Here is an 18,352-nt window from a genome sequence, read left to right on the forward strand (position 1 = left end):
TTAACCCTTGATTCCTATGCATGCTCTCTCGATCCCAACTTGGATTATTCATATATCTAGCGTTATTGAGTGGATTGCCGCTATTTGGTTAATCTGGAAATATGGGGAAGTCACAGGACACCGTGCTTGGGGGGCATTATCCTTTGCGATGTTACCCGCCCTAGTCAGCGCAATGTGTGCCTGTACTTGGCATTATTTTGATAACGCACCATCTCTAGAATGGCTGGTGACTCTACAAGCTACCATGACCTTGATAGGTAATTTTACGCTTTGCGCAGCAGCTTTTTGGATTTGGCGTTCCTATCGTACCAACACAACTCCCTACTCCTCAACTTCTAATCTCTCCTCCCTAGAAAAGAAATGATTTCAAAAGAAACCCTTTTTGCCCTTTCCCTATTTCCATACTTGGGTTTCTTATGGTATCTCAGCCGAGTTCAGCCCATGCCTCGTTTGGCAATGTATGGATTTTATGGCACTCTCGTTTTTGTTGCCGTTACCATTCCGGCTGGGATTTATGCTCAAGTCCATTATGGTAATTCTCTCGCGAACGTTGATTGGTTGCATGGTAGCGCCGAATTTTTTTTGACGCTTTCTAATATCTTGATTGTGCTGGGTTTTCGCGAAGCGGTGATGAAGGGAACCAGTGACCAGTGACCACCTGACCAGTGACCAGCGACCACCTGACCAGTGACCAGCGACCACCTGACCAGTGACCACCTGACCAGTGACCAGTGACCAGTGACCACCTGACCACTAACAACTAACAACTAACAACTAACAACTAATTACTATGGAAACTATCCCGGCAATAGATTTACTAGAAGGTCGCTGCGTGCGACTATACCAAGGTGACTATTCGCTTTCGCAAGTTTTCAATGAGAATCCTGTTGAAGTTGCCAAAGAGTGGGTCGAGCAAGGTGCTACTAGGTTGCACGTTGTCGATCTAGATGGTGCAAAAACAGGTCAGCCAACTAATTTAGCAGCGATTGAGGCAATTGTACGAGCTTGTTCCGTACCAGTTCAAGTAGGTGGAGGCATTCGGGAACACTCCACAGCAAAACGGTTACTCAATCTGGGAGTGCAACGAGTTATCTTGGGAACCGTAGCTGTAGAACAGCCCCAACTCGTACAACAACTTTGCCAAGAGTTTCCCGGACAAATTGTTGTTGGTATAGATGCTCGTAACGGGTTAGTTGCAACTCGCGGTTGGTTGGAAACTTCTGAGGTTTCTGCTTCACAACTGGCTGTCCAAATGCAAGAATTGGGGGCGGCTGCTATTATTTACACCGATATTCATCGAGATGGGACTCTTTCTGGACCAAATCTAGAAGCATTGCGTGCGATCGCATCTACTGTTACTATACCCATCATTGCTTCTGGTGGTGTCAGTTCCATAACTGACTTGTTAAGCTTGTTGGCTTTAGAACCACAAGGCGTTACAGGTGTTATTGTTGGACGTGCTTTGTACACAGGCGATATTTCTTTAAGAGAAGCATTGCGTGCAGTGGGACAAGGACGCATTCAAGATATTCCACCAAATATAGATTTTTCTACCTTTGCATAATGCCTGTGTAAAGGTTGAAGGTGTTGTCAGATGTTTCTACCGGCTTACCGCCGGTTATTTTTTAATTTTCCGGAATGTGAATTAGCGATCGTGTATCTCAGTATGTAAGGAAAAACAAACAACACTAATTTGAACACAGAATGTGATAGATAGTTGGTTGAAATCAAATCTGAGTATAACGTTCTCAATCTAAAATCTAAAATCCAAAATGGTAACCCATCATGAACCGTCAAAAAATTCCTAGAAAGGGCAGACCCGTTAGAACTGAATCTAATATGTTCAGTTTCCCAAGCTTTAATATCCAAAAACTACTTCAGAGCATCAAAGAATTTTTAAAGAAATCGCGTTTCAAAAACTCTAAATAGTTTTATGGTTATATAGATTTTTATTGAAGATTTTCAATTTTCATTTAATGGGTTTCCTCTCCAATAGAGACGTACAAAGAAAGCGTCTCTATTTTTCTTTTTGACTAAACTGTATTGAACGCACCACCAACTAAGAACCTAACAGAAGCTAGATCGCTCAGCCATGTTTTGTGAACGAGCTTGGGACGAACTAGAAGCAATTATTCATGAGTAGCATGAAAGTGCATTAGCGATCGCCAACCCTGATATAGCCTTTGCATTCAGTGATGAGGATGAGTTAGATGAAGTACCATTAATTCAACCTTCTACTGAAAAAACATCCTGACTTCTAAAGTGGTTGAAATTTCATCAAACAAAGTATAAGTGAAGATGCCATTCGAGATAGACAAGCTAAACTGGGACAACTTCTTACAGGTTTAGGTGCAGCCATTGCTGTTGGTCAAATGGTTTCCCAACCAATGACAAGTACATTATCTTTATATTTTGATAGCGGAAAAAATCAACCCTTAGTCACTAGCTTATGGTTGGGTGCATTACTAACTGTTATTTTAAGTATTATGGTAGGCTATGCTATTAGTGTTTCGTTTTACCAACGGTTCACAGAAGATAGATTTTAAGAAATGAAAAAAGAGTAAAGTATCCAGTTCTTAATTTCTGTAGATTGATATCAAATAAGTAAAAGGGTTAACAATGGTATCTCATGAGTTAGTAGAACAATTACGCAGGCTCAATCGCGTAGATAAACTAGAAGTCATTCAACTCTTGGCTGCGGATCTAGCTTCCTTTAGAAACTAATCTTATCAAGTCTGGGGCGTCATACTCTGTTTGGTCTCCCTATGATGCGGTAGAAGCTGCCAATATCATGTTATTCGCGTTAAATGCGGAAACTTCCTTAAATCATGAGTCATCCAGTAAAATATTCTTTCATGTCAACTGATAGCAGTTTAGGAGAAGCAAGCTTTAAGCCATTTTTACCACTGATGTTGAATTATAGGGAAAAATCACAGTCAGTTATCGGACTTTTGGATACAGGAGCGATGGTGAATGTTCTTCCCTATCAAATTGGAGTTGAATTGGGAGCAGTTTGGTCAGAGCAAACAACCATGCTTCAATTATCAGGTAACCGCGTACTCTGCTTGATGTAGTATCGTATTAAGTTCTCACTCTAGCAACGTTAAGAGCGTGCCAGAAGCCTACACCGACCAGCAAGAGTGGCGATGTAGGTAGTTCACTTGGGGATTGCGCTAAAATATTTTTGTTCGATACTGATAGTTAACAAATTACTCACAGATCGGGTTGCTACTTAGTGTAATCACGGTAACGGGGCAGTGTGCCTTATTGAGGATGGCATCGGTACGGTGACCAAAGAACGCCCGACCCGATACTGTACGGACACTGCTACCCATGACAATCAAGTCCACTTGCTTAGTGCGGGCAAAGTTGAGGATTTCAAACTCTGGAATTCCAGTTAAAATCACAGTTTTAACAATTGCCCCCAAACCTTGCCCCACTTCGGCTTGCTGATACAAAATTTGTTGGGCAATCTCTGTCACAGAGTGTATTGTCTGCTCCTCAAACAGAACATATTCCCTCTGCGTCCGGTTCACGACATTGACTAGCGTGACGATCGCCCCAGTCTCCACAGCGATGGTACTGGCGATCTCAACCGCATATCGACTGTAGTCGGTGCCACTGGTTGGTACTAAAATATGACCAATCTTGTGGTAGTCAGCCAGATCGGTCTGCTTCTGAGTTTGGGATAGGTTCGACTTCACAACCATTGTGGCACAAGAAGCTTCTTGAACTACGCGATCGACCAGTAAACTGAAGAGAGCACCTCTGGAACGTTGACGTTCCGTTGCACCTATAACAATGAGATCGTAACCTTTACAAGCTTCCTTAAGAATCACCTCAGCTTTGTTTGGTCCCGACTCAACCTTAGTTTGCAGCAGTGTGTCAGCCGGGAGATGAAACTCCTCCACTACAGCGCCAATAGCAGTTTCTGCTGTGGAACCTTTGACGGCAGTTGCTACAGCGTTCGCTGATTGACGTTTGGGCTTTTTATCGCTCTTGGCAAATAGAACTGTCACTTCTACTGGGTTCTGGTGCGCCAAGTGACTGACTAACTGGGCAGCTAATCTGACATTCGGTCCTCCTTGAGTAGGTATCAGTACCCGGTGGATACGCTTAATAAAACTGCGGTTTGCCAGTTCTTCTTGTTCCAAGCGTTGAGCTTCTTCTTCACCGACCGACACTTTGGATAATGCCCAACGCAACAGAGGCGGAGCCATCAGTGAGGTGACGATCGCTACCATGACAATAATCGAGTACATCTGCGGATTCAGTACGCCCAAGGAAACCCCAATCGTGGCAACGATAATCTCCATCGCGCCACGGGCATTCATCCCCGAACCCATGGCAATACCTTCCCAGTGGCTCAAGCCGCCCAGAAGAGAACCCAGGTACGCTCCTGTGAATTTGCCAAAGCAGGCGATCGCGAGTACCACCAAGCCAATCGCCAACGTTTCGGGAGCCAGCAGTTGCAGTAAGTCCACCTTCAGTCCCGCCGTGGCAAAGAAGATAGGAGCAAGAAATCCGGTGGAGATCAGTTCCAGAGTCAGCCCCGCCTCACGACTAAAGCGTGGCGATTGTCCTGCCAAAATCCCCGTAACAAACGCTCCCAGAGCGGCTTCAATTCCCAGGGTGTGGGTAAAGGCGGCAGCAGCGAATGCTAGTACTAACAAAGCCGACAAACTAGCTGTCGGTCCACCAATGTAATCGTCTACCCAACGTAACACCCTAGCCATGAGCGATCGTCCAATGGTAAAGGCAATTCCCAAAAACAGTACTGCTCCGCCAATTGACCTAAAGACTGTTTGGAAATCGAATTTGCCACTGCTCGCCAACCCAGATACTACTGACAGGAGAATCCAGCCAATGGTATCATCGGTCATACCAGCCGCCAGAGTGACCTGACCAATATCCCGCCGAATCAACTTTAAGTCCATGAGTACTTTGGCAATCACCGGGACTGCTGAGATACTCATAGCGGTCGCAATAAAGAGACTAAATATTAAACGTTGAGAAGGGTTTACTAAAAAGTTGTCTGGTAAAAACCAGCCCAGCCCCAGTCCAGTTGCAAAAGGGATGATAATCCCTCCCAACGAAATCAGTAAAGCGGTTCTACCTTTACGGATAATTAAGTTGAGGTCGGTCTCTAATCCAGTTACAATTAACAAAAACAGTACTCCTAACCAGGAGACAACCGCAAGCAGGTCAGACTGTGCTTGACTTTTGGGAAAAATATGCCCCTGTAAATTTGGCAGAATCCAGCCGAACACAGATGGACCGAGCAGCACCCCTGCTAGTAGTTCGCCTACCACAGGTGGTAGCTGAATTCGACGCATAAACTCGCCTAAACCTCTGGCGACTAAAAGCAGCAGAGCTAACTCCAGCAATACTAAAAGCAACTCATGGTGACCAAGGGGTTTAATTAAACCTTTTTCGGCTACTGCACCAGCCGTAAGTAAAAAGTCGAGCAGTGGGTTCATTATTTTCTCAAAATTCTTGATGGTGCTGTTATAAGAATCTTCTATTGTCAGCTAGTATTAGGTCATCTATCTAAGAGCCATTTAACGCACCGCCAACTAAATCTATACTGCGAACGGCTAACAACTGTTCTTTTTTGAAAGGTTTTATCATAGCATTTGTAAAAGAATGCGTTAGTAGTTAGTAGTTAGTAGTTAGTAGTTGATAGTTCTAACTACTAACTACAATTCACTAAGTACTAACCACTAAGGAGTATCCCAATTTGGCACTTTGCCCTCAGAATAGAATTCACCGACGGCAGACGCTTCAACGGGGGGGAACCCCAACGCCAGTCGCCTGCGACGGGAAACCCGTCTTCAGCGCTGGCTCCGCAACGCATTGCCTCGGCTACACAAGCTAAGTCCCTTCGGGTTCGCCAGTCGCCTGGGCGCGGGAAACCCGCCTCATGCGCGCTGGACTCACCACCTACGTGGACTAAATATGAAGTCCGCGTAGGCGGACGAGCGTTTGTATAGATGCGATTTTAATCGCCCAATATTTTTTCCAAATTGGGATGCTCCCAACCACTATCCCAATTATTTATTCTTCACTTGACCTTTAGCTTGTTCTAAAGCAATTTCTTTCATAGCCTGATAAGAATTGACATTTGCAGTTCCCTCAATAGCTTTAACAGCCAAATCCTGAACTTGTTTTAAAGCAGATTCAAGTTGCTTGGAAAGGTTTTGACTGCGAGATTCCTGATTGCCAATAGTTTGTTCTAAAGATTGCAATCTCTGTTCGTAAAAGCGCTTTTGACCTTCCACTTCTTTAGCAAACATATCGGCTTTAATCTTAGCTTGATAATGGGCAATACCTTTGCCTTCTTCTGTGGCTTTTTTAATTGCTGCTTCCTTTTCTTTAGGAAACGCTTCTACTTTCGCTTTAGATTCTTCAAACTGTTTTTCTTGCTCTGAAATTGTCTTTTCTCTCTCAGCCCATTGTTTTTCTATTTCTTGTCGGGACTCATCCAATTCTTTATACAACACTTTTTGCTGTTGTTCGTATTCTTCAGTTTCTAATTTACGCCGAAGCTCTAGATCGTACTTATACTCCGAACCATCCCTTTGACGATTTTTATTAAGATTTTCATTTCTTTCTTTTATCAAGCGTTTGTGTTCTTCTTGTTCTTTTTCCCAAGCTTTTCTTTGCTCTTGGATTGCTTGCGATAATGTTTCGTATTGTTGATTGTATTCTTCTTGATAGGCTTTATAATTCTCTTCGTAGCTTGTGATGAGGTTATCTAAAGTATCTTCTGATACTTCTAAACTGTGTAATTGTTTTAACTCTTGATTTTCTGTTTCCAATAATTCACCGATCGCTTCTAGCTTAGATGCTCTTGTCGTCAGTTGTTCTGACAATTCACTTGCTGCACTGCCAAAACCCAACTGAATTTTTACTAAGCTTTCAACTGTAGAATTCATTTTTTGCTGAACGTTAGATGCTTGATTCATAATTGTTGGTTTGTTTTCTACCTTTGGATTCTCTTGAGGGACTGAACTATTAGTAGAACTAGCGTTTTTTTGGAATTGGTCAATTTGCGATTTAAGTTCTACTTTTTCTTTGGCTAATTCTTCATAAGCTTGAAGAATTTCAGCTTTAGTATTCTTGTCGTTAGGTTTTTTTGGTGGCACAATATATCTCCTCTATTGGTTGGTTGTTAGTTGTTAAACCACTATCTATTAACTCTTTCCAAAAGCTCGCATTGCTAAGTCTTGAGCTTGTTTCAATGCTGTTTGTAATTGAGTAGAAATAGTTTCTATTTGCTCTAATTGCTTCTTAATAGCTTCTTCCAAAGATTGAATTTTTAATTCATAACTTTGCTTTGTAGCTTCCCACTCTTTTTCCAACAAATCTGCTTCGATCTTTGCTTTCTGGTTAGTTTCTTTAATAGCTTCTTCTCTCGCTTTTTTAATTGCTTCTTCTAATTCATTAGGGAAGACAGCAAGTTTCTTTTGATACTCGTCAAACAAAGGTTTATTTTTAGTAAGGACTTTCTCTCGTTCTATCCAATTTTTACTTCTTTCTTGTGTGGTTTCTTGAATTTCTCGTTCTGAAGTACGTTTTTTGTCTTCATAGGTATTGGTATTAATTTTACGAGAGTTTTCTAATTTATAACGATATTCCTCTTCTTCTAAGGTTCGTTCTTTAGTAAGTAAGTCATTATATGCTTTTAAAGCTTCTTCATATTCTGTTTGCTCTTTTTGCCAATCTTTACGAGTATTAGCTACTTCTTTTTCTAGTAATTCTCTTTTACTAGCAATATCTTGTTCTAAAATTTTTAATTTTTCTTGATGCTCTTTGGTAAGAAGATCGAGAGTATCTGCAACAACTCTTATCTTTTGAAGTTCTTGCAAGCGTTTTGTTTCAATCTCTATTGCTTGATTTAATTCATCTAGTTTAGAAGTCTCTTTTGCTAACTTTTCAGACAAGGAATTGACAATACTACCAAACTCTAATTGTAAATCTGCCAGTCCTTTAACAATATTGTCAACTGTGTATGTGGAAACAGCGTCTAAAATTTGTGTATTTTTTACCTTTTCCGCTTCTTCTTGCTTAGTGGCTATTTTTAACTCTAACTTTTTCCTGTCTGCAAGAATTTGCTGAAATGTTTGCATGAGTTGTTGTTTGTTATCTTTTGATGCAGCTATTGTCATATTTCATCTCCTGAATACACATCAATTACCTGAGTAACAAGTCATACTAAAGTCTACCCAGTACTGAGTTCAGGGTAGCCTTTGAATATGCGTTGCAAGTACAGTAAAAATACTGAAATGATAAAATACTGTCTGGGATGAGAAACTCCCAGCCGTATTTAGTACTTATGTACTAAACAAGTATACTCACAGTGATTTTTTCTTGTCAAGCTTTTGACAGTGACCACCTGACCAGTGACCACCTGACCAGTGACCAGTGACCACCTGACCAGTGACCACCTGACCAGTGACCACCTGACCAGTGACCAGTGACCACCTGACCAGTGACTAATGACCAATGACAAAGAATTAATAAGGTTTTATGTGTTACAATTGAGTAGAAAAATATTGGAATATATTGATTAATTAAGTGTCTTGAGCAATTGTGAAGCTCAAAGGTTTTTCATATAAGGAATGTGCTGAGATAAAGTTACTTGCTGCTCTTTGACTTTTTAAATAAAAGCGAAAGAGTGAAAAACAATTTTGGTGTTGAGGTGACGTTGGTTTATAATTGTTATTAAGTTGCATATATTACAATTTGCAAAGCAAAACGCGAGTAACAGAGCGTAATTTTACTGAAACTGCATAAGTTAGATTGATACAGGCGCAACCACTCAACTCTGTGATATCAATGTTTACCAGCGAATTGACTAAGTATCCTCACACAACAGAAATCGGACACAGAAGCCGAATTTTAATAGTGGAAGATGAGGAACTCATCCGAGAAATGATTGTTCTGGCGTTGGAAGAAGAAGGTTATGGGGTGCTTACTGCTTCTGATGGGCGGTTGGCTGTAGAATACTTGAAAAATTGCGAGCCAAATTCGGGGGAATCGCCTTTCGATCTGGTGATTTTGGATTTGATGTTACCTCAAATCAATGGATTGGATATTTGTCGCTTACTTCGCTATCAGGGAAATCCAGTCCCTATTTTGATGTTAAGTGCAAAAGGTAGCGAAACAGACCGCGTTCTTGGGCTGGAAGTGGGTGCAGATGATTACCTCACTAAGCCTTTTAGTATGCGGGAGTTAGTTGCTCGCTGTCGAGCATTGCTCCGTCGTCAGCGTTTGAGTAATTTACCTCAACTGCCCGTCCTACAATATAAGGATGTGACTTTGTATCCCCAAGAATGTCGCGTACTTGTTCGCGGTCAGGAAGTTAATTTGTCTCCTAAAGAGTTCCGTTTGTTAGAACTGTTTATGAGCTATGCTCGACGTGTCTGGTCGAGGGAACAACTATTGGATCAAGTCTGGGGACCTGATTTTGTGGGAGATAGTAAAACTGTAGACGTACACATCCGTTGGTTGCGCGAAAAGTTGGAAATCGATCCCAGCCGTCCAGAATATATCGTAACGGTTAGGGGTTTTGGGTATCGATTTGGTTGATTTTTGGGGACTGTAAGATCTTACTAGACTTCCCATTTAGTAGTCTCTCGTTCCCAGGTAGAACCTGGGAATGCATTACTAGAGGCTCTGCCTCGCGTTGCACATCGTTACAGGAGGCGGAGCCTCTTGAGAAGACATTCCCAGCCTCTGGCTGGGAACGAGGTAAACGAGGTGAAAATGTCTCTTCCCATGCCCAATGCCCAATGCCCAATACAATTTCTAAAAATAAATTTGACAATACGAATGGTTTCTGGTAGACATAAGCGTTAGTGTGTTATTGAACATCAGACAACTAACAGCTAGCAGCCAGCAATGCTCATATTGGGATTTCTATTGGGTTTGGCGGTTGGTATTGGGTTTTGGTTATGGCAACAGTTTCAACTGAACGACTATTTAGCCCAAATATTACAACCTCTAACCGTACCCTCACACAGGGTGCTGCTTATTCCTAACTTGCGGCACAAAATTAAACTGGTTAAGCAACAAAGGCAACAATTGCATCAGGTACTGCAAACCCAGAAAGATTTGCTTGAGTTTGCTCCAGTGGGTTACTTACAGGTTGATGAGGAAAATCAGCTGCTTTGGTGTAACGACCAAGCACAGAAAATGCTGTACCTACAAAGATGGCAACCAGGTCAAGTCCGCTTGCTGCTAGAGTTAGTTAGGTCTTACGAACTCGACCAATTAATTGAGCAAACTCGGAATTTCCAACAGCTACAAACCAAGGAATGGGAGTTTCACCCTTCTTGTGAGGATGCAGCTGCTATTTCAGAGGTTAAGTCTTTGATGTTGCGAGGGACAAGCTTGCCTTTACCTAAAGGACAAGTGGGTGTATTTATAGAAAATCAGCAACCTTTGCTCGATCTCGCTCAAGCACGGGAACGAGCTTTTTCTGACCTCGCTCACGAATTGAGAACGCCTCTAACTTCAATTCGTTTGATTGTCGAAACTTTACAAGATCGCGTAAAACCACCTCTAGACCGATGGGTCGGTCGGCTTTTACAAGAGGTCGATCGCTTGATAAACTTAGTACAGTGTTGGTTAGAACTTACCCAGTTAGAATCCAATCCAACCATCCAGCTCCATCGTAACTCACTAGAAGTGCGATCGCTCATTGCTTCTGCTTGGCAAACCCTAGAACCTTTGGCACAGCGTCAGCAAATTCAGCTAGCATACTCAGGTCTGGAAAATATTTGGATTGATGCTGATGAATCTCGACTTTACCAGGTGTTTTTGAATTTATTAGATAACAGTATTAAGTATAGCCCCCCTAGCACAACTATTGAAGTTGAGGCTAAAATAGTTCCTGGGAATGAAAATCTGGACGAGTCGGTATTAGAAATTAATATTATCGACTCGGGCTCGGGGTTTTCTGAAGCCGATCTACCGCACGTTTTTGAAAGATTCTACAGAGGCGATCGCTCTCGTTCTCGTGTCACAATAACAGATAATCTCTCGTCAGCGGTAATTATTGGTAGCGGCTTAGGTTTGGCAATTGTTCGACAAATAGTTCTTGCTCATGGTGGTTCTATAAAAGCGATGAACCATCCTCAAACAGGAGGTGCATGGCTACAGATTCAACTTCCAAAGGTTATGGCAAATTCCCCAAGTCAAGACTATAGTTAATAAAATATTCATGTTTGACTACAAGTGTGAAAGTTCCCCTCCACAGTCCCAACCCTGAAAGACCTGAGCTAAGCCGTGAGATTCGGCGATTGGAACGAGATGTATTGCGTATGGGCGCTTTGGTGGAACAATCATTTCGCCTAAGTCACCAAGCGTTATTCACTCGTAACCTAACAGTAGCTGAGGAACTTCCGACATTAGACGAACAAATTGATTCATTTTATCGGCAAATTGAATCAGATTGTGCGGCTATAATGACCCAATTGTCGCCCGCATCTAGAGATTTGCGTTGTTTAAGTGCTTTTATGCAACTCGTGCGCGATTTAGAACGCATAGGAGACTACGCTAAAGATTTAACGGAAATTGCAATTAAACTTTTTCCTTACCCCTCTCACCCTTCTTTACCAGAAATTGCGGATATGTCTCATCACGCTCAAGCCATGTTGGCAACGAGTTTGGTCGCTTTGGCAGATTTAGATGCTGCTGGTGGGCGGTATATAAAGAGACTAGATGATGCTGTAGATAATGCTTATGAGCGACTCTATCAAACTCTAGCACATCAAAAGGACGTTCCTGGAGTCATTGAGCCAATCTTACTGCTTGTCCTTACAATTCGCTGTTTGGAACGAATGGCAGACCATGCAACTAACATCGGTCAACGAGTCGCTTACATTGTCACGGGTCAGAGACATTGAAAATAGAGACCAGTGACCAGTGACCAGTGACCAGTGACCATTAAATATTTGTTAAACAGCACACATTTTATCAAAAGCTTACCTGTTCTTAAACTTACACCTTTACATTAAGCACAACGGCATAAAAGTTGTTTGCTATCTTACAGATGGCACTGGTGTAATTGATTAAGCAGATGAGTATCACACGTCGGGATTTCTTGCTGTTGTTAGGAGGAAGTGCAGGTACAGTTGCACTGAGTTCGTTGGGCGGATGCGACACAAAAGTTGTAGTGCAACCTACTACGCAAAATGTAAAAGCAACATTCTCTTTTAAACCAATTAAAGGTCCTATTCCCTTAGAAACAGCTGGTTTCCGACTAGAAGACCAAAAGCAGCAGTATGAAACTTATGAAATACAAGATGATTTGATATTGCCAGAAGGGTATCAATATCAAGTCATTGCTGCATGGGGTGATAAGGTAGGTGATTCTCGTTTTGGGTACAATAACGATTACTTATCGTTTGTGCAAACTGGAGAAAACGAAGGATATCTATCAATTAATTTTGAATATATCAGCGCCATCCCATGGATGCAAACGTATGAGCAAGTGATTGGAAAATCTTTGCCGTTTGATGAGGTGAAATCAGCGTTGAAAGCAGGTAAATCGGGCAAAAATGAGGTAAATGCCTTTGGATTAGTAGAAAACGACCCAATTAAGGCTCAAATAAGAAATATTAGTAAAGAATCGCTTCTGGATCAAGGGTTGGGTATTATCTCAATTCGCAAAACAGCTGATGGTAAGTGGGAACGCACGAACTCCAAAGCTGATAGAAGAATCAGTGGTGTATCTGGGTTGGAAGATGGGCGGTATTTAAAAGCAACCGGACCCGCAGTCGCAGTATTTGTCAAAAAACAGGGATTGGGATACGTAGATAAATTGGGCGATCGCATTATCGGTTCTTTTGCCAATTGTGCTGGTGGAACAACACCTTGGGGTACAGTCCTCAGTGCCGAGGAAAATTTTCAAGCTCAAGTTCCAGAACCCGTTTATGCTGATGGTACATCCTTTGAGCCAGAAAAGCGACCTTTTGGTCTAGGTGATGAGGAACTTTTCGGACAAGGCAATGTTTTTGGTCTATCTGGAAATAAATATGGTTGGATAGTGGAAGTCGATCCCGCTAACCCCAATGACTACGGGACAAAACACACTTGGTTGGGACGCTATCACCACGAAGCTGTGGGTGTACGGGTAGAAGCAGGAAAACCACTCGCATTTTACTCTGGTTGCGATCGCCGGGGAGGACATATTTACAAGTTTGTCAGCCGCGATAAAGTGAGCGATCCCAAAGATAAAGGTAATTCCCGTTTGCTTGCACAAGGAATGCTTTATGCAGCAAAATTTAATGCTAATGGTATGGGTCGCTGGATTCCTCTCAAAGCTGATACACCTATCGAGCCCAATCTTCCCAGTACAATAACAGGAAACCTCATTCGCTTACCAAAAGGTCCTGCAAAAGAAGTAGAAGCCGTGCGAGGCTTCCAAAGACTACCGCCCCGCGTTCAAGGTGGAGATTTTGAAGCCACTCAAGACGAGCAAATTGCTCAATACAAAAAACGGTTTAAACAACTTGGAGACCTTTATATAGGAACTCCAGAGGAAAAACAAGGTGCGATTCTAATTGATGCTCACTATGCAGCCAATGCAGCAGGTGCAACTTGTACGGCGCGTCCTGAAGATACAGAGATAGCCCCCAATGGTAACCTTTACATTAGTTTTACTTCTGGATCGCCAGATAATGAAGGTGGTCCCGACACGGCTGTATTCAAAGGTCCCAAAGGCGAAACTCCCTATGAATACGGCTGGGTTATGCGTCTACAGGAAGAGAGTAACGACCCTGCGGCTATGGACTTCCGTTGGGCGATGCTAGCAACAGGTGGCGAACCATCTACAGGTGGTATGGGTTTTGCCAATCCAGATAATTTATTACTAGATGACGATGGCAGTGTTTGGATGGTAACAGATGTTTCTACTGGTAAGATGAATAAATCTGTAGAATCTCGTAGTAAAGATGGTAAATCAGTTAGTATTTCTGGTTTATTTGGAAACAATGCTATGTGGCATATTCCTACATCTGGAGAAAACGCGGGTAGGGCTTATCTATTTGCACTAGGACCAATGGAGTGCGAAACAACGGGTCCCTGTTTTTCTCGAGATAAAGAAACTATGTTCCTTTCAATTCAGCACCCAGGGGAGGCTAATGGAGTTCGGAAAAACCAACAATTGGAGACACGAAAGTTTCTTGTGACGACAACTACAGGTGAAGAATTTATACAAACTCGGCAAGTTCCTATTGGATCGAATTGGCCGAGTAAAACTCTTGACGCCCCTCCTAAACCAGCAGTAGTGGCTATTTCAAAGTCACGAGTTGTTTAATTGTGCGATCGGCAGTAGACTAACATTATCTACTGCTGATTCAATTTTCTTCAAACAAGAAAAATATTTTCACACAGAGCTTACTACTGCTTAGCTCTATTTCTTAACAAAGATTTCTCCAAAAAAAATACTTAAGAGAGTCAAGATTACTGGCAATACACTCACAATATCAAAGTTTATTATGTGCCTAAATCCTACTTTTGACTGAAGTTCCTCCCGAACTACCAAAAGATTTCTAAGTTTTAGGAAGCGCATAGCTCGCCCAACTCAGTTAAACAATCCCACTCTACTTAACACCCATAACCATGATGTATTCTACAAGTCACACGCCGAACACGACCCAGCCACCTAGCCCCACCTCCAACACTCAGCTACCGCAACGTTTGTTTACGCGGCGTGAAATTATTCCCGCACGCAATGACGTTCTGTGGCGAATTGAGCGAGGGGCAGTTCGGACATTAACTTGGAGTGAAGACGGCACATTTATCACTTTGGGCTATTGGGGAAGTGGAGAACTGGTTGGTCATCCCTTGTCTAGAGTTAAGCCCTATCAGATAGAGTGTTTAACAAGCGTAGAAGCAAGCATTGTTCCGCCGCACTTATGGAATCAAGATGTTAACGCTTTGCTATCTCACATTCAACAAGCAGAGGAGCTACTGAGTATAGTTCATCGCAAACCTATTTCTTTACGCTTGTGGCAATTTCTTGTGTGGTTAAGTGAAAAGTTTGGTCGCGACGTAGACCAAGGTAAGTTAATAGAACTCAACGTGACCCATCAAGAGATGGCAGAAGTATTAAATACAACAAGAGTCACAGTCACGCGACTTCTTCAGCAGTTTGAAGAAGAAGGAACTTTGTTACGCCACAAGCGCCGCATGATTTTACGTTTTCAAGATAAGAAATAAATATAAAAAGTGATGTTCTAGCAACTTTTGTTCGTAACGAACATCTGGTACAATTCTAACTGAATATCAATGGTAAATCCCAGAGTCTTTTACAGTCTGGAATGGGATTGCGATCGATTTAGTAGGTGTGAGTGAGACAAAAACCATGACAAAACTATCCTGGAAATTGCTGAAGTTAAGCCCGCTCGTTGTGGCTGCAACATTCTTCACAGCCAACAGCGCTTTAGCCGGAGAAGTTACTGAAAATGTGCCCTCCGTTGCTCAACTAGAGCAACAGCAAAATGATAATAACCTCGGTCAGGTTACATCCGTTTCTCAATTTTCTGACGTACAACCAACAGACTGGGCATTCCAAGCATTGCAATCCTTGGTTGAGCGCTACGGTTGTATAGCAGGTTACCCCAATGGAACCTATCGCGGTAACCGTGCAATGACCCGTTATGAGTTTGCAGCAGGTTTGAACGCTTGTTTGGATAGAGTTAACGAACTAATTGCCACAGCGACTGCTGACTTGGTTCGGAAAGAAGACTTGGCTACCTTACAGCGCTTGCAAGAAGAATTTTCAGCTGAATTGGCTACTTTACGCGGTCGTGTAGATGCTCTAGAAGCCCGTACTGCTGAACTAGAAGCTAATCAATTCTCTACCACAACCAAACTAGTTGGGGAAGCTATTTTCAGCTTGTCTGACACTTTTGGAGATGCTGCAATCGGCGCTCGCCAATTGAGAAGTAACCCAAATGCACCACAGCCAGACATAGATAGCAACACTGTTTTTTCAGACCGGATTCGTCTGAGCTTGAATTCCAGTTTCTTTGGTTCGGACTTATTGCAAACTCGTTTGCAAGCTCGAAACACTATTAACAATAGTGGCGTCACTGGTACCAACATGACTCGTCTATCCTACGATGGAGACGAACAAAACGACGTTTTTATCGATAAACTCAACTATTCCTTCAACCTTACCGATGCCGTGCGCATAAAAGTTGACGCTAATAACGGTGAATTTTTCGAAAATATCAACACTTTCAACCCAGACCTTGCTAGTTCCGGTCGGGGTTCTATCTCCCGCTACGGTCGTTTTAGCCCTATCTACCGTCAAGGTCAAGGCGGTGCGGGTGCAACAATCACCCTAAATCCCAAAGGAGTTCTCAACCTCTCAGTGGGTTACCTAGCAGGAGGCGGTAATAACAGAGCCAGTAACCCATTAGATAGGGATGGTCTGTTTGATGGTAACTATGCAGCCTTAGCTCAAATAGGTTTCCAGCCTAGCAAAGCCTTTAATCTTGGTTTCACCTATGCACACAGCTATCAAAATCCTGCACGGACGAATGCCGCTGGTGTCGTCATTTCTGGTGGTGGTGTAAACCTGCTTGAAGGTACTGGTAGTAACATAGCATCTCAACCGTTTGGCAACAATCCTACTACAGGCAACCATTACGGTATAGAAGCTACCTTCAGACCTAGCAGCAAGCTAACTGTTTCTGGTTGGGTCGGTTATACTGATGCAGTAGCTGAAAGTTCTGGTAATACAGCTACTGGAAACGCCGGATTTGGTGACAGAGCAGATATATGGTACTGGGCTGCTAGCCTCGGTATCAAAGATTTTGGTAGTGAAGGTAGCTTACTAGGTATTATCTTTGGTCAACCACCCAAAGTTACAAGCAATGACGCTAGAATAGCTGCTGCAGGCGGTGGAACTAGAGCGCTCAGAGATAGCGACACTTCTTATCATCTAGAAGGTCTTTACAGACTACAACTGAACGACAATATTTCTATTACTCCTGGTGTTATAGTTATTTTTAACCCAGAACATAATGATAGAAATGATACTGAATATGTAGGTACATTACGTACTACCTTCACCTTCTAAGAGACTTGCAAATTAACAACATTCTCTTTTGGTCTAGTAGGGTGGGCAATGCCCACCGTTTGATATTGGTGGGCATTGCCCACCCTACCAAAAAAGCCTGCTTTGGCGGGCTTTTTTGATGATTATTGATTATCTACTCAATTCGATCGCCCTGTGAGGAAGACAACTCAGTTGGAGGGCGATCGCTACTCCAAGCCCACCAAACAGAACCACAATGACACTGGTAAAACTCCTGCCATTTACGTCGGTTTTGTTCGGTTAAGACAGGCGAGCGTCGGTTTATCCAGACTTGTACGGCTTCTAAACTGCTTGAGCGACATTTGGGACAGCAAAATTCATAAGCATGAGTTGCTTGATTTGTCCAATTGGGGGGAATAGGAGTAAAAGCGTCCATAATTATTACTATTAATCAATAATTGTAGATACGAGCCATGACACGTCTAAATGTTAGCCATCAGATTATAAGTAAAAATGACTATCAACAGTGTTTTGGCTTGTACTTCCCTATTATGCAAATAAATAAGGTAATCTTAGCTTATATAGGACTCCTATTTGATTTTTGAAATGTACGTAGTAGGTAAAAGCTAGTAGCTAATAGCTTAAGATGGAACCAAATGTTGAAATACGCCGTTTAATAGACATTATGCCTGCTTCTGGGCGTATGCTGACAAAGATTGTAAGCAAACCAGAACAGCAAAAGGTGATAGACGCTTCCTTACCATTGCCTTGGAATCAAGACAGACCAATACTTATTAACTTCGATTTATGGCGTCGCTTGACAAAACCACAACGTGACTTGTTACTGTTGCGAACTGTGAGTTGGTTAATAGGAGTCAAATGGTTTAAGCCCGATATTTATCAAGGCATAGCCGTAGCTGGTTTATTGGGAGGATTTGTAGAATCAGCCCAAGCAGATGCAGTCGGTGTAGTTGTAGCTTGTGGATTAACCGGGCTAGCACTATTTCGTGTATGGCGAATGAATCGTTCTCAAGAATCAGAAATTAATGCCGATGAAGCCGCTATTCGCATAGCAGTCCGGCGGGGTTATTCAGAAGCCGAAGCCGCCGAGCATTTGTTAGCTGTAATTGAGGCTGTAGCCAAAATTGAAGGACGTACTGGGCTAGACTTTATCGAATTAATCCGCAGCCAAAATTTGCGTGTTATGGCTGGATTGTCTCCTGTAGGAATTCCGAAGGAGTAAGAGGTTTTATAAAGTAAATCTTAAATAGGTTGGGTAGAACTCAACAA

At 42.4% G+C, this 18,352-nt stretch carries 16 protein-coding genes; 12 read left to right on the top strand and 4 right to left on the bottom strand.

The genetic code is table 11. The annotated features are described in order from the left end of the window. Nucleotides 1-16 precede the first annotated feature (16 nt). The 5 genes from ACKTT2_RS49195 (at nt 17) to ACKTT2_RS49215 (ending at nt 3,074) form a co-directional block, all read left to right on the top strand. The gene (locus tag ACKTT2_RS49195; RefSeq protein WP_407900455.1) at nt 17-364 is read left to right on the top strand and encodes a DUF2499 domain-containing protein; all 348 of its coding nucleotides are present in this window, start codon (nt 17-19) and stop codon (nt 362-364) included. Further along, nucleotides 361-654, top strand: coding sequence for a DUF3593 domain-containing protein (locus tag ACKTT2_RS49200; RefSeq protein ID WP_407900422.1), 294 nt, complete (start codon nt 361-363; stop codon nt 652-654). The genes ACKTT2_RS49195 and ACKTT2_RS49200 overlap by 4 nt, the downstream gene beginning before the upstream one ends. A gap of 136 nt (nt 655-790) precedes the next feature. Further along, complete coding sequence (gene hisA, locus ACKTT2_RS49205; RefSeq protein WP_407900423.1) at nt 791-1,564, top strand: 1-(5-phosphoribosyl)-5-[(5-phosphoribosylamino)methylideneamino]imidazole-4-carboxamide isomerase; 774 nt, start codon at nt 791-793, stop codon at nt 1,562-1,564. Nucleotides 1,565-2,387: 823 nt separating this feature from the next. Then, a complete protein-coding gene (locus ACKTT2_RS49210; RefSeq protein ID WP_407900424.1) occupies nt 2,388-2,546 on the top strand; it encodes a hypothetical protein in 159 nt (52 codons plus the stop codon). A 309-nt stretch (nt 2,547-2,855) separates the two neighbouring features. Continuing rightward, the gene (locus ACKTT2_RS49215; protein ID WP_407900425.1) at nt 2,856-3,074 is read left to right on the top strand and encodes a hypothetical protein; all 219 of its coding nucleotides are present in this window, start codon (nt 2,856-2,858) and stop codon (nt 3,072-3,074) included. Between the two features lie 135 nt (nt 3,075-3,209). Here ACKTT2_RS49215 and ACKTT2_RS49220 read toward each other — a convergent pair whose 3' ends face one another. From ACKTT2_RS49220 to ACKTT2_RS49230, 3 genes are all read right to left on the bottom strand, one after another. Next, on the bottom strand, nt 3,210-5,480 hold the full coding sequence (locus ACKTT2_RS49220; RefSeq protein ID WP_407900426.1) for a cation:proton antiporter domain-containing protein: 2,271 nt from the start codon (nt 5,478-5,480) through the stop codon (nt 3,210-3,212). 573 nt (nt 5,481-6,053) lie between these two features. After that, nucleotides 6,054-7,148 carry a coiled-coil domain-containing protein gene (locus ACKTT2_RS49225; RefSeq protein WP_407900427.1) on the bottom strand — a complete coding sequence of 365 codons (1,095 nt, stop codon included), beginning with the start codon at nt 7,146-7,148 and terminating at the stop codon, nt 6,054-6,056. Nucleotides 7,149-7,196: 48 nt separating this feature from the next. Continuing rightward, complete coding sequence (locus ACKTT2_RS49230) at nt 7,197-8,171, bottom strand: coiled-coil domain-containing protein (protein ID WP_407900428.1); 975 nt, start codon at nt 8,169-8,171, stop codon at nt 7,197-7,199. Nucleotides 8,172-8,841: 670 nt separating this feature from the next. Between ACKTT2_RS49230 and ACKTT2_RS49235 the strand changes: the two genes are divergently transcribed. From ACKTT2_RS49235 to ACKTT2_RS49260, 6 genes are all read left to right on the top strand, one after another. Continuing rightward, nucleotides 8,842-9,594 (top strand): response regulator transcription factor, encoded by a 753-nt coding sequence (locus ACKTT2_RS49235; protein ID WP_407900429.1) that lies wholly within the window; start codon nt 8,842-8,844, stop codon nt 9,592-9,594. A 312-nt stretch (nt 9,595-9,906) separates the two neighbouring features. Then, nucleotides 9,907-11,220 (top strand): sensor histidine kinase, encoded by a 1,314-nt coding sequence (locus ACKTT2_RS49240; protein WP_407900430.1) that lies wholly within the window; start codon nt 9,907-9,909, stop codon nt 11,218-11,220. Nucleotides 11,221-11,246: 26 nt separating this feature from the next. Beyond that, a complete protein-coding gene (gene phoU, locus ACKTT2_RS49245) occupies nt 11,247-11,915 on the top strand; it encodes a phosphate signaling complex protein PhoU (protein WP_407900431.1) in 669 nt (222 codons plus the stop codon). A gap of 173 nt (nt 11,916-12,088) precedes the next feature. Further along, nucleotides 12,089-14,329: a PhoX family protein gene (locus tag ACKTT2_RS49250; protein ID WP_407900432.1), complete on the top strand. Its 2,241-nt coding sequence runs from the start codon at nt 12,089-12,091 to the stop codon at nt 14,327-14,329. 305 nt (nt 14,330-14,634) lie between these two features. Beyond that, nucleotides 14,635-15,234 (top strand): Crp/Fnr family transcriptional regulator, encoded by a 600-nt coding sequence (locus tag ACKTT2_RS49255; protein WP_407900433.1) that lies wholly within the window; start codon nt 14,635-14,637, stop codon nt 15,232-15,234. Between the two features lie 145 nt (nt 15,235-15,379). Continuing rightward, complete coding sequence (locus tag ACKTT2_RS49260; protein WP_407900434.1) at nt 15,380-17,104, top strand: iron uptake porin; 1,725 nt, start codon at nt 15,380-15,382, stop codon at nt 17,102-17,104. Nucleotides 17,105-17,237: 133 nt separating this feature from the next. On the opposite strand, the gene ACKTT2_RS49265 is transcribed toward ACKTT2_RS49260, so the two are convergent. Next, nucleotides 17,238-17,498 carry a hypothetical protein gene (locus ACKTT2_RS49265; protein ID WP_407900435.1) on the bottom strand — a complete coding sequence of 87 codons (261 nt, stop codon included), beginning with the start codon at nt 17,496-17,498 and terminating at the stop codon, nt 17,238-17,240. 210 nt (nt 17,499-17,708) lie between these two features. Here ACKTT2_RS49265 and ACKTT2_RS49270 point away from each other — a divergent pair, with 210 nt between their 5' ends. Beyond that, nucleotides 17,709-18,305 carry a DUF3318 domain-containing protein gene (locus ACKTT2_RS49270; protein ID WP_407900436.1) on the top strand — a complete coding sequence of 199 codons (597 nt, stop codon included), beginning with the start codon at nt 17,709-17,711 and terminating at the stop codon, nt 18,303-18,305. Nucleotides 18,306-18,352: the final 47 nt, after the last annotated feature.

The sequence above is a fragment of the Scytonema hankhaensis NUACC26 genome (assembly GCF_045865695.1).
Lineage (GTDB): Bacteria > Cyanobacteriota > Cyanobacteriia > Cyanobacteriales > Nostocaceae > Scytonema.